This window comes from Leptospira bandrabouensis (genome assembly GCF_004770905.1).
Lineage (GTDB): Bacteria > Spirochaetota > Leptospiria > Leptospirales > Leptospiraceae > Leptospira_A > Leptospira_A bandrabouensis.
This window is the reverse complement of record NZ_RQHT01000014.1, coordinates 403,406-416,059: the sequence shown is the minus strand read 5'-3', so window position 1 is coordinate 416,059 and position 12,654 is coordinate 403,406. Positions and strand designations below refer to the sequence as shown.

Here is a 12,654-nt window from a genome sequence, read left to right as displayed (position 1 = left end):
GGTGCAAAAAGTTTCTACAGTCGCATCTCGGATGGAAATGATCCGAGATTTATTCTATTCCCCAATGTCTGCTTTCGAATCCTATTATCATAAAACGGATTTAGGTGGTCGTGATTTGTGGTTGGCCCATCTCCAACTCATCCTACTTGCACCGATGGCAAAGTTTTTTGGGAATTTAATCCAAATCCTTTTGTTCAAAGTTTCCACAGTCGATGAAGAAACAAAGTTAACCTACACACAAGGGATGTTGACCTTATTCTTTTTTTATTTAGGGTTCTATATTGTAATTCGGTTGGTCGACAGTTTTCGAATGTACCACCAAATGCGAGATCGAACTAAAGATTGGGAAGGTCCAGAACCACATGTGTTTATGATCTCCTATCTTCCTTTTAGTGCCACTGCCATCTTTTGGATTTTCCCTGCACCGATCCCCTTACTTACATTAGGTGTTGGTTTTTTGTATTCCTTACATTTAGCCTATTACTATTTATCACACCGAAGAGAATGGACATCTTTTGATTTTCTATTTTTTCTGATGAAAGTGGTTTTGTTTTTTTTGGTTCTTATTTCAGTTCCTCTATTTATTTACAACCTGGTTAGGACGGTGCTCTTTTGAAAATCTTTTTGGTAGGCATTGGTGGAATTGCTATGGGTAATTTAGCCTATATGCTAAAAAATCAAGGTCATGACGTTTCAGGTTCCGATCAAAATCTTTATCCACCTATGTCGGATAAGTTGGTAGAATGGGGATTGTCACCTAAATCTGGTTATCGTAAAGAAAATGTTAAAGGTGCTGATTTAGTAATCATTGGGAACGCTATCTCACGTGGGAATCCAGAAGTCGAAGAAGTTCTCAATACAGGAATGGAATACATGAGTATGGCCCAGGCCATCGGAACTTTTTTTCTCAAAAATAAAAAACCCATCGTGATCTCTGGAACTCATGGAAAAACAACGACAACCTTTTTAACCCATTGGATTTTAGAGTCCATTGGACTAAAACCCGGTCTTTTTGTGGGTGGGATTCGTAAAGATGGATTCCCAGGATTTGCTCTTGGGGAAGGAGATTATTTTGTCATTGAAGGGGATGAATACGATTCTGCTTTCTTTGATAAAAGTTCTAAGTTTTTACATTACAGACCTTACTATTTAGCGATGAATGCTCTCGACTTTGATCATGCGGATATTTTTGCCGATCTAAATGCAATCAAAACCATGTTCAAACGCCTGTTAAATTTGGTTCCTGGCCGCGGAAAGGTATTCTATTGGAAAGGTTCAAAAAATCTTGTGGAGATCACGAGAGATTACAAACATGCACCTGTAGAATCATTTGAATTAGGAGACAAAAACTCCATTTTTAAATACGAAAAAGGTGTTTTGTCTGAGATTAGAACCAAAAATAAGTTAAAACCCAATCTGATTGGTTCACATAACTACCGCAATGTGGAAGTGGCAGTTCGTATCTGTTTGGAAATTGCTCCTCAAAAAAGAAAAGAAATTTTAGAGGCAGTGGAATCATTCCCTGGCGTCAAACGAAGACAAGAAAATCTTTTTGTTTCTGATAAAAGCCTCCTTGTGGAAGATTTTGCTCACCATCCCGTGGCCATCCAAGAGACTATAAAGGCTCACAAAGAAGCTTACCCTGGATATAAAATCATTTCTCTTTTCGAACCAAGAAGTGCTACTTCGCATAGAAATGTTTTCCAAGATGACTTTGCCAAATGTTTTAAAGGTAGTGATGTGAGTATCGTTACCGAAGTCTACCAAGTAGACAAGGTAAACAAATCTTTACGTTTGAATGTTAAAAAATTGGTAAAAGACATCTCAAAGAATACAAAGAAAGAAGCTTTGTATGCAAAAGAACCAAAAGAAATTCCAACCCTCTTAAAAAAGATTCTGCCAAAGTTCCAAAAAGAAAAAGTAATCATCCTTGCGATGTCGAATGGTGCCTTTGGTGGAATTTATCCTGAATTAAAATCATTAATCGAATTACGAGAATCTGTATGAGCCTATCCCAAGAAATCGAAGCCTTAGTCAAAGAAGCGGAATCTGTTTTATCTTCTGCCACATCCGAACAAGATTTGGATTCTTTAAAAAACCAATTCATAGGTAAAAAAGGAAAACTCACTTCTGTTTTAAAAGGCCTTGCTTCTTTATCTGTAGAAGAGAAAAAAACAGTAGGGAAACAAGCAAACGAAGCGCAAAGCCGGCTCGAAAGTTTTGTTGAAACCAAAAGAACTTCTTTAAAAGAAAGTTTTTATGAAAACAAGTTAGGCCAAGAATTCTTTGATAGTTTACGCCCGCTTGCTTCAAAAGAAAGGGGAAGTCTTCATCCCATTTCTCAAATCCAATACGAAATCGAAGATATTTTTACATCCATGGGTTTTTCTGTGATGGATGGACCGGAAGTGGAAACCGATGAAAACAATTTTGGTGCCCTCAATTTTACCGAAGACCATCCTGCACGTGATATGCAAGATACGTTTTATACAGCCGATGGAAATTTACTGAGAACTCATACCTCTGCTATCCAAGTGCGTGCCCTTCGCAAACTAAAACCGCCCTTTAGGATCATTGCTCCTGGTCGTGTGTTTCGATACGAAGAGGTAGATGCCTCTCACGAAAATACATTTTACCAAGTAGAAGGAATGGTCGTGGGTGAAAACATTTCAGTCGCCCATTTGATTTATACAATGGAAACACTTCTTTCTCGTGTGTTTCGTAAAGAAATCAAAACAAGACTTCGTCCTGGATACTTTCCATTTGTGGAACCAGGTTTTGAACTGGATATCAACTGTTTGGTTTGTGGTGGAGATGGTTGTAGTGTTTGCAAACATTCCGGTTGGTTGGAATTACTTCCTTGTGGTCTTGTACACCCGAATGTATTGGAAGCAGCAGGACTTGATTCAAAAAAATGGACTGGGTTTGCCTTTGGCCTAGGACTTGACCGACTTGTGATGATGCGTTATGGAATCCATGACATCCGGTATTTCCAATCAGGAAATTTAAGGTTTCTCAAACAGTTTTAGTATTGTTAGGCGATTTGTGAACCGAACAAAAGCCAAGGATGGAAGTCCTTGGTTTTTTTAATTTTAACTCAAAAGAACCGCTTGGATTTTTCCTTCTATCTCTTGGAATTCTACTTTTGATTTTCCCAGTTCCAAACCTTCTTTGGATAGAATTTCCACTCCGTCCTTCCCATATAGATTGGTAAGAACCATCTCTCCATTGTCTTTTGTTGAACAAACAATAAGGTATGGTGGTTTTTTTTCGCCACCTGGATTAAAGTAGATGGTGCTAACGGTAAGGATGGTTGCCTTCTCCCCCGTTTTAGGACTGGGGACATTGACATCCAAAGGTTTTAAAGCCAATGGTTCTCTCGAAGGTTTCGGTTTTTCCTTAGAAAATATAACCACAGAATTGATACTATCAATCCCACCATTTCCTCCAAGCAAACTCACGTTAGGTGGTATTTCCAACTTTTCTGGGATGGGATCTACCGCAAGTCCGTATTGGCTCGCAATATCAATGAGACCTGTGGCTCCGGAAAGTGCCATCGCTGCTTGGTAGTTTAAAATTCCCCCACCTAGGTTGATCGGGATTTCTCTTGTACCATTGGAAATTTTTCCTCTTCTCAGAGCGGTGGCAGTTTCTTTTGGCGAAACTCCAAAATACAAACTCGCTTCATGAATGATCATGCCAGTAAAACAATCGTAAATCCACGCATAGTCAATCTCCGAACGACTGAATCCAGAAGAAGCAACAGCTCTTTCACAAGCAAGGGCAGCAGGACTTTTTAAATCCTTTTTTTGGATGAAGTATTCCGCATGGGCACTGTGGCCAGAACCGGCCAAATAAATATGTTCGGAATCTTTTTTGATAATATTATTTTCGATTAACTTCTGTTTCATGATTTCAGAAGTGATGAGTGTGGCAAATCCATGATCGGTGACAATGGCGATCATCGGTGTGCTATAAACTCCAGAAAGAGGTTTCTTTAATTGTTTTTCGGTGAGTGGTTTTTGGAATTGGAAAGCGCGGGGATTGGATTCGGCTAGGGAACGAAAGTGTTTTGTGATTTCTTCTAGATCCTCACTGGTTACACCTGTATCAAACATCATTCGTTCACATAACAATGAATAAAGTCCAATCAGAGTTGCCCCATACGGCATTTCCCAATCTTTATGGCAAACAGTGGCTGTGAGTCGTTTTAAGTCTGAAACTTGTTTGAATACGGATTTGGGAATATCGGCGGCCGCAACAAGGACAACTGCATAGGGATTGGCTTTGACGATGGTATGAGCTTGTCCAATGGCTCCACCGACACTAGCCCCACCCAAATCCACTGTATGGCAGGCAAGCCCACCAAATCCCATATCATTGGCATCTTTCACCGTAAATCCATATCCTTCGCGGCCTAGAGACTGGGCTTCGATGGAAACAAAATCAGTTAAATAAGGGGCAATTTTAGAACGATCTGTCCCTAAAAAACCAAATAGTTTATCAACAGAACGAAACAGTAACGAATGGTATTTTTCTAAAGGAGAGAGATTTTTATAAACTTCCGAATCAAATTCAGATTCGATGGTGTCAGCGACACCTAGTAGAATTGGGTCCATGATGGCACATTAGAATTATCCTTCCATATTCATCAACGCATTCATTCGAAAATCTTGTATGATTTGTTTGCAGCGTTCAGTAATTCGAGTGAGGCTTTCTCCAAATTTTTTACCGCCAAAGGAACTGTAAGCATTTGGATATTCCTTCTCGTTTACTTGGACAATTAGATCTGGATTGATTCTGTTTTTACTTACCAGATCTTGCACCGCTGTGATGATATTTTTTAAGGCGATACATCCGTCTTTCAAAAGGTTTTGGGAAGCTTTTTCGATAACGATATTGTTTCCGTTGGCATCGAGTAAGGTTTTAATGAACTCTTGCATTTTTAAGGAAGGAAGACCACGTCTTGTCATTCCAATTCGTTCCACTTGTAAAACAGCATCTTGTAAAAAAGAATATTCGGGAGTTCCTTTAAAGATATGAATCAGAACAGGAAGTTCTGTTTCTGTAAAATCCAACATGGCTCCATAAAAGTATCTTGTTTCCACTTTGGCGAGAGGATGAAAATCTACCTTTTTATAATTGGCTAACTTCTCGATGGATTCATCCATAATCCTATTTAGAGTTTGTGCTTTGGCTGCTTCTTTTTTGGCAACAAGTTCCTGAAACTTTGCTTTTAGTTGTTCGAGAAAGGTTACTTCTTCCGTTAAAAATTTTGTGACGTTACCACGGAGTTTGAGTATTTGTAAATATCTTTGTTCGAACCCGGATTGGTCGAAGGCTTTGGGATTTAGTTTACCGTGTTCTTTGTATTCTGATCTGATTTTTTCTAATATTGCTTTTGTTTCTGCTTCCGACAGTTCTTTCATTTCGATTGTTTCCAGTTCTCAATATCAAGTATGGTTTTATCCAAATCTTGAGCAAAATAAAGAGATGCATTTTTGGCATCAACATACATCAACTGATTTGCATATTGTAATTGTTTGACCTGAATGTCATTTTTCAGGTTTAAAATATTCAATAATTGCAAACTAAGTTTTTTGAAGTCTTTCACTATTATATCGGAAAGTCTTTGCATTTCAAACAGGTGAAGCCTGTTTAATTTTTCCTTATCCGATTCAATAAATTTCATTTCTTCTCTTTTTTCTGCCGGTGCTTTTGAGATATAATACGTAATAGGACGAGGATACGATGTCATTTCTTTGTGAAGATCCACCATTTTGTCAATGGCTTCAAAAACTTGGGCTTCCATTTCACGAGCAAAGTTCCCAACTATATTTTTATTTTCTGAAGGATCTCCGGTAAGTTCAAAAATTCTGGAGGATTGTAAGTTCCGAATGATGGCTGTGACTCGTTCCCGATAGGTAGTCAGTAATTTGATAAAATCTTCAATTTGTTGGAAGGCGGTTTTTTCGTTTGATTCTTCTCCCAATGCTAAATTTGGTTCCGGGTTTGTTTTTTCCTCCGGCTTTTCTGGTGTTGGTAAATCAGGTGTGTTTAATAAACCTGTATGGGAAAAAGTTTCCTGAATGGAAGGAGGTTCTTCTCCTTCAAAAATGTTTAGATCCACATCTTCATTCATTAAGTTTTCTTCAGGCGGAACATTTATGTTTTCACTATGAACTTCTGCGGGTTTTTCTACTGCATTTGGCTGTGTTTGTTGTTGAATACCAACTAACTTTCCTAATATGGGATTTGATTTTAAACCTTCGGAAATTTGCGTAGGTGGAGAGGGAACGGTAGTACTTTGGTTCTGAGAAGGTTTAGGAGCCTCTGTTGGATGGGGGCTGGAAACATGTGGAATGACTTCAAAATGATTGCCAACGAGTTTTAAAATCTCAATTCTACGTGTGTCTTTGTTGAAACGTAGCGCGTAGCGGTTGTTATCTTTGTCGATATATCTTTGTTGGATTTGGGAAATAGATAATTTAATGGGATCGATGTCTGCAATGGACTCAATTTTGATATAATTATATTTTGATTTTTCGGGAGTCACAGTCGTAAAATTTCCAACAAAGCTTCTGTGAAAGCATACGAGAGTAATAGGTTCGGGTCAACTTCCTTCTCCCTAGAAATTATACTTAAGGTAAAAAAATCATACCGGCTGAGTTCCATTCGTTCATAATGGCCAGATTCACGTTTTTCGAAGGTTCCCGGTTCCATTCCTTCTACTTTTAGGGATAATATAGCCATTTTCGTGACAAGGCCCAAATCCAAATGTCTTTGTTTTAGGATTTCATAAAGTTCGGAATCGATCCAAATGAGAATGGGGAACATAGGTTTCTCCTAAGAAATTGGGTCGAGTCATGGTAAAATTGGTTCTAAATTTTCTCTTTCGCCTTGACCGGCAGGGTGGTACTCAAAAGATAAGTAAAAATTCCTCGTAGGGGACATTCCTTGGCTAATTTAAAATCATCTAAAAAAGACATTCGTAGAACCGCTCGCAGAAAAGAGCGAAATGGTGAAGATCGCACTGAATTGCGTACATACGCACGCCTTCTTCTCAAAGCAATCAAAGCTGGAGACAAAACAGAAGCACTGACTGTATTCTCTAAACTTGCGTCCAAGTTGGACAGAGCAGCAAAAACTAAACTTATTCATAAGAAAAATGCGGATCGTAAAAAATCTCGTATGGCTCTTCGTATCAACTCCATCGAAACAAAAGCCGCCTAACAATCGCTTTTAGCTAGAAGGAATGAGGCCACCGACGGTGGCCTTTTTTATTTCTAAATCTTATTTACAAAAATCACAACTCCGGTTTACTGGTCATTACAACGGGCGATTAGCTCAGCTGGGAGAGCAGCTGCCTTACAAGCAGCGGGTCGGCAGTTCAATCCTGTCATCGCCCAAACCGTTTTTCTTTAATCTTCACTTTAATTCCACTTCGTTGACACATTCCAAAAAGCAAAAAGATAGACTTGCAGTGGGAATCCGCGAGCTTTGATAGTATTGTATGCGATTTACGAAAGAGTATGATCTGTCCTCCCTGATGATTTCTATTTCCGGTGTTCGGGGTAAAATTGGGTTAGGGTTTGGTTTAGACGAAGCACTAGCATTTTCAAAATCATTTGCTTCTATGATGAATGGCGGAACAGCCGTTATTGGACGGGACTCAAGACCAAGTGGTCCTTATCTGGAATCACTTCTCACCTCTGCGTTGTTAGCTTCTGGAAATTCGGTTTTAACATTAGGTTTGGTTCCAACTCCCACTACTAAAGCAGTTGTGAATCTTTCGAAAGCGAATGGCGGGATCATGATCTCTGCTTCACACAATCCAATGGATTGGAATGCATTTAAATTTATTTCTAAAAAAGGTTTTTTCTTTTCTGCCGAAGAAAACAAAAAACTTTTATCCATCATTCAAAATGGAACTTATCCCAAAGAACAAATTTCTCCCGAAGGTTATATCGATTCTGGTGAAGACTATATCGATCTACATTTGTCTTCTGTTTTGAAACGAGTAAATGTAGCCAAAATCAAAAAGAAAAAATTTACCGTATTTGTGGATGCTGTTGGTGGTGCTGGTTCTTATGTTGTTCCAAAATTCTTGCAGATGTTAGGTTGCAGAGTTGTGGCTCATAATTGTAATCCCGATGGAACGTTTCCGAGACCACCAGAACCTACAGCTGCTGCCTTAAAATCAGTAGAACCATATTTCAAAAAATCGAAAGCAGACATTGGTTTTGCCTTAGACCCCGATGCGGATAGACTCGTTTTGTTCTCTCCTAAACGAGGAGCTGTTTCGGAAGAATACACTTTGCCTTTGGCACTGATGAATGTTTTATCAACAGCTAAGAAAAAGGCAAAGGTCGTTGTGAACTTATCTACTTCTTTTTTAAACGAAGAAGTGGGATTTAGGTTTGGGGCCGAAGTCATTCGCAGCAAAGTGGGTGAAGCAAACGTAGTCGAAGAAATGCTAAAGACCAAAGCAGTGTTTGGTGGGGAAGGAAACGGTGGAGTAATTGATCCAACAATTCCTTCGTTTGGTCGGGACACTTTGTCCGGTATTGCCCATATCCTAAACTTGATGGCAGAAACTGGAAAAACAGTAGATGCTCTCCTTGATGAACTTCCTTCGCTTTATATGGACAAACAATCCTTTCCTTTGGCAAAGGGAATGTCTTTAGAAAGTCTTTATGAAAAATTTCAGTCTGAATTTTCTCCGAAAGTTATTTCTGAGAAAGACGGACTTTGGATGTATGTATCGGATTCTTGGATCCACATACGTCCTTCGAATACAGAACCAATTTTTCGAGTGATTACTGAAACTAAATCCAAATCTGATTTGGAAACTACCTTAAAGAGGGTAAAACAATGTGTGGAATCGTAGGTTATTTAGGAAAAAGAGAGGCACTCCCTCTTATCATCAAAGGTCTCAAACGTTTAGAATATCGTGGTTATGATAGTGCCGGCGTTGCTTTGTTAAATGGTGGACTTGAGATTGTAAAAAAGAAAGGAAAAGTTGCTGATTTAGAAAAAGAAATTGGTGACAGGACACTCCTTGCGACATTAGGAATTGGTCATACACGTTGGGCAACACACGGCGAACCCAATGATCGAAATGCTCATCCACACACAAGTTCTGATGGAAAATTAGCCATCATTCATAACGGAATCATTGAAAATTACGGTTCTATCAAAAAAGAATTAGAAGCAAACGGACATAAGTTCAAATCCGATACCGATTCAGAAGTTCTAATCCATTTAATTGAAGAAATTAAAAAACAAAACAATTGCCCTATCGAAGAGGCAGTTCGTCTGGCTTTGAATGAGGTGGTTGGTGCCTATGCCATTGTCATCCTTTCTAAAGACAACGAAAGAACTATGATTGCTGCTAGAAAAGGTTCTCCTCTTGTGATTGGTATTGGTGAAGATGAATACTTTGTTGCTTCCGATGCTACACCTATCATCGAATATACGAACAACGTAACTTATTTAAATGATCAAGAAATGGCTATCATTAAAGACGGAAGTCTTGTGGTAAAAAACTTAGAGAACGTAACAAAAACTCCATTCATTCAAAAACTAGAGTTGGATTTGGAAGACATAGAAAAGGGTGGGTATCCACACTTTATGTTAAAAGAAATCTTTGAACAACCCAAGTCTGTACGTGATGCCATGCGAGGTCGCCTCGTATCTCGGGAACACCATTTGTTCCTGAGTGGGATTGACCAGTATTTGAATCGTTTTTTGAATGCTGACCGTTTAATCCTTGTTGGTTGTGGAACTTCTTGGCATGCAGGTTTGATTGGTGAATACTTATTTGAAGATTTGGCTCGGATTCCTACAGAGGTAGAATACGCATCTGAGTTTCGTTATCGTAATCCCATTGTGACAGAAAGAGATGTGGTCATTGCCGTTTCACAATCGGGGGAAACAGCGGATACCCTTGCTGCGATTGAACTGGCAAAGTCCAAGGGAGCACTGATCTTCGGCGTTTGTAACGTAGTGGGTTCTTCCATCGCACGTGCCTCACATGCAGGTGCTTATCTCCATGCAGGTCCAGAGATTGGTGTGGCTTCCACAAAGGCATTCACATCCCAAGTCAGCATCCTTACCATGATGGCTTTGTATTTAGGTCTTAAAAAAGGTTCTATCTCGTTGTCAGATTACCAAACATTACTTTTAGAATTGGATTCGATTCCAGACAAAGTTTCAAAAATTTTAACTAAAGATGATGACATCCGTAACATTTCAGAACATTTTTATCGTGCATCTAACTTCCTATATTTGGGGCGTGGTTTTAATTTTCCTGTGGCTCTCGAAGGCGCACTGAAACTGAAAGAAATTTCTTACATTCATGCGGAAGGATATCCTGCTGCAGAAATGAAACATGGGCCAATCGCACTCATTGATGAAGATATGCCTGTTGTTTTTATCGCAACGAGAGACGGTTCTTACGAAAAAGTAATTTCCAATATCCAAGAAGTGAAAGCAAGGAAAGGAAAGGTGATTGCGGTTGTAACAGAAGGGGATACAGATATAAAATCTATGGCAGATTATACATTTGAAATTCCAAAAACTGCGGACGCACTGGTTCCATTACTTGCTGTCATTCCTTTGCAGCTTTTATCATACCATATAGCAATCCTTAGGGGATGTAATGTGGACCAACCTAGGAATTTAGCAAAATCTGTGACCGTGGAGTAAACAGTGAATCTCTTATTTGACGATTCGAAAAGAAACCCGTCTCTTGAGCCACTATCAAGATTTCATTCTTTTTTTGAATGGAACCTTGGTGGTGTTAGTTTACTTGAAAAATTAGAACGTAAATATCCAGGTGCCAAAATTTTTTACAAAGGCCCAAATCCGTTCTTTGAGAAACTAATTTTTCAAAGATACCCACATATTTTACCGGCTAACCTTGATGTATACGATTCGATTTATAGTTCTGATTCTTACCTACCTTGGGAACTTTTAGGTACAGTCACTTCTATCATCGAGGACATTCTCAATTTAGAAAAAGATTGGAAACGATTTCGCCAAAAGTACAAAGCAAAACAAGCAGGGTTTCATATTGTAGGAAAGGAAAAACACCTTTATATCCATCCGGGGGCAACTGTTTATCCTGGAGTTGTTTTTGATACCACTCATGGACCCATCCTCATTGAAGATGGTGCCAAAATTTCCTCGTTCAGTTTTCTAGAAGGCCCGCTTTTTGTCGGAAAAAATACTCAAATCGACAATGCTCGTATTACTGGTGGCTGCCTTATTGGAAACCAATGTCGTATTGGCGGGGAAGTAGAAAACTCGATCATTTTAGATTACACCAACAAACACCATGAAGGTTTTCTTGGTCATAGTTTTGTTTCCACATGGGTGAACCTAGGTGCTTTGTCCACTACGAGTGATTTAAAAAACAATTATGGAATCGTGAAGTTAAAGATTGGCGATTCGATAGTCAATACTGGAACCATTAAGTTTGGATCTCTGATTGGTCCCTTTACAAAACTTGCGATTGGAGTGATGTCAAATACCGGAACAGTTTTTGATATTGCAAGCAACGTTGTGGAATCCAGAATCCAAGGGTATGTACCTGCATTTACTTGGATCAAACCTGGTGGTCGTTACCGTTTGGAAGAGTTTCTTTTTGATACAAAAAAAATCATGGCACGTCGCGGTATGAATCTTTTTGAATTTGAAGAAGAGTATTTGCGGAAATTATACGGAAGTTTTGCGGAGTAAACATGACACCCAGTTTGTTGGAACATATCAATTCTGGAAAAACAGTAGAAATTGATGACTTACGTTTTTTTTATCTGGATGAAGGAAAAGGTGAAGAAACAATCCTTCTTTTGCCTGGTTTTTTAACAACATCATATAACTACCGTAAATTGGTGAATTTATTATCCGCACATTACCGAGTGATCGCACTTGATTTTTTGGGAACGGGGTTTAGCACAAGACCGGATGGACCACTTTCACATAGGCTCCAAGCCCATTATTTGGCTCCGTTTTTGGAGAAGGTGGTCGGGGATAAAAAGGTACATGTTGTAGCCTTTGATTATTCACTGCCGATTCTATGTTTTACTTTTAAAGAACATGCAAATCAATATAAGTCCTTATCCATTTTAGGTGGATTTATGAATTTGCCAAAGTTTCGTTTTTATTTTCCCCTTCATTTCTTACGTTTGCCACTACTTGGCGAAGTATTTTCCTTTTTGTTTCGCCCACCGCTCCTTCGGCTGATATATAAATTATTTCTCGTAAATAAAACTCATCAGCTTTCGTATGAATGGGAAAAGACCATGTATCATTTGTTATTTGAAGGAAAGGCACGCAAAAACACATTAGAATTTGTTCGAAACGTGGATCGTTCGACCCATGCCCTTCGCGAGATCGAAGAAGGTGCCAAAAACTTTGTGGGTCTTCGTCAAATTTATATTGGGGAAGAAGATTTTCGTATTTCGCCCAACCAAACCGAGTATATGAAAGAAACTCTTCGGACAAGTAGCCTTGTTTTTTTACCGGCCAAACACCTTCCAATGGAAGAATGTCCTGAAGTGATATTTGAAAAACTCCATTACTTTGTAGATTCCTTCTCACATAAAAAAACAAAAACCTTTCATTTTAACAAACAGAACAAGGATTAAT

Annotated in this window: 12 protein-coding genes and 1 tRNA gene; 9 read left to right on the top strand and 4 right to left on the bottom strand. The window is 38.9% G+C overall.

Annotated features, from left to right (window positions below):
• The first annotated feature begins 1 nt into the window (after position 1).
• From EHR07_RS09110 to pheS, 3 genes are read left to right on the top strand one after another with little or no spacing between them, the layout of a single operon-like run.
• Positions 2-616 carry a hypothetical protein gene (locus EHR07_RS09110; RefSeq protein ID WP_135744804.1) on the top strand — a complete coding sequence of 205 codons (615 nt, stop codon included), beginning with the start codon at positions 2-4 and terminating at the stop codon, positions 614-616.
• Positions 613-2,007: a UDP-N-acetylmuramate--L-alanine ligase gene (locus tag EHR07_RS09105; protein ID WP_135744803.1), complete on the top strand. Its 1,395-nt coding sequence runs from the start codon at positions 613-615 to the stop codon at positions 2,005-2,007. The genes EHR07_RS09110 and EHR07_RS09105 overlap by 4 nt, the downstream gene beginning before the upstream one ends.
• Positions 2,004-3,029: a phenylalanine--tRNA ligase subunit alpha gene (gene pheS, locus EHR07_RS09100; RefSeq protein ID WP_135744802.1), complete on the top strand. Its 1,026-nt coding sequence runs from the start codon at positions 2,004-2,006 to the stop codon at positions 3,027-3,029. The genes EHR07_RS09105 and pheS overlap by 4 nt, the downstream gene beginning before the upstream one ends.
• A gap of 63 nt (positions 3,030-3,092) precedes the next feature.
• Here the strand turns inward: pheS and EHR07_RS09095 are convergent, their stop codons facing one another.
• The 4 genes from EHR07_RS09095 to EHR07_RS09080 are packed head-to-tail and all read right to left on the bottom strand — an operon-like array spanning position 3,093 to position 6,837.
• Positions 3,093-4,619, bottom strand: a complete 1,527-nt coding sequence (locus tag EHR07_RS09095) for a thiolase family protein (RefSeq protein ID WP_135744801.1) — start codon at positions 4,617-4,619, stop codon at positions 3,093-3,095.
• A 15-nt stretch (positions 4,620-4,634) separates the two neighbouring features.
• Positions 4,635-5,429: a hypothetical protein gene (locus EHR07_RS09090; protein WP_135744800.1), complete on the bottom strand. Its 795-nt coding sequence runs from the start codon at positions 5,427-5,429 to the stop codon at positions 4,635-4,637.
• A complete protein-coding gene (locus tag EHR07_RS09085; protein WP_135744799.1) occupies positions 5,426-6,556 on the bottom strand; it encodes an LIC_10450 family protein in 1,131 nt (376 codons plus the stop codon). Before EHR07_RS09085 ends, EHR07_RS09090 begins: the two co-directional genes overlap by 4 nt.
• On the bottom strand, positions 6,553-6,837 hold the full coding sequence (locus EHR07_RS09080) for a hypothetical protein (RefSeq protein ID WP_135744798.1): 285 nt from the start codon (positions 6,835-6,837) through the stop codon (positions 6,553-6,555). The genes EHR07_RS09085 and EHR07_RS09080 overlap by 4 nt, the downstream gene beginning before the upstream one ends.
• A 120-nt stretch (positions 6,838-6,957) precedes the next feature.
• Here EHR07_RS09080 and rpsT point away from each other — a divergent pair, with 120 nt between their 5' ends.
• The 6 genes from rpsT to EHR07_RS09050 all read left to right on the top strand — a co-directional run bounded on the left by rpsT (position 6,958) and on the right by EHR07_RS09050 (position 12,653).
• The gene (rpsT, locus tag EHR07_RS09075; RefSeq protein WP_100741859.1) at positions 6,958-7,233 is read left to right on the top strand and encodes a 30S ribosomal protein S20; all 276 of its coding nucleotides are present in this window, start codon (positions 6,958-6,960) and stop codon (positions 7,231-7,233) included.
• Positions 7,234-7,336: 103 nt separating this feature from the next.
• A tRNA-Val gene (locus EHR07_RS09070) sits at positions 7,337-7,409 on the top strand.
• A gap of 104 nt (positions 7,410-7,513) precedes the next feature.
• Positions 7,514-8,890 (top strand): phosphoglucosamine mutase, encoded by a 1,377-nt coding sequence (glmM, locus tag EHR07_RS09065; protein ID WP_167483367.1) that lies wholly within the window; start codon positions 7,514-7,516, stop codon positions 8,888-8,890.
• Positions 8,875-10,710: a glutamine--fructose-6-phosphate transaminase (isomerizing) gene (glmS, locus tag EHR07_RS09060; protein WP_135744797.1), complete on the top strand. Its 1,836-nt coding sequence runs from the start codon at positions 8,875-8,877 to the stop codon at positions 10,708-10,710. The genes glmM and glmS overlap by 16 nt, the downstream gene beginning before the upstream one ends.
• Positions 10,711-10,713: 3 nt before the next feature.
• Positions 10,714-11,745 (top strand): GlmU family protein, encoded by a 1,032-nt coding sequence (locus tag EHR07_RS09055; protein WP_135744796.1) that lies wholly within the window; start codon positions 10,714-10,716, stop codon positions 11,743-11,745.
• 2 nt (positions 11,746-11,747) lie between these two features.
• Positions 11,748-12,653 carry an alpha/beta fold hydrolase gene (locus tag EHR07_RS09050; RefSeq protein ID WP_135744795.1) on the top strand — a complete coding sequence of 302 codons (906 nt, stop codon included), beginning with the start codon at positions 11,748-11,750 and terminating at the stop codon, positions 12,651-12,653.
• Position 12,654 lies beyond the last annotated feature (1 nt).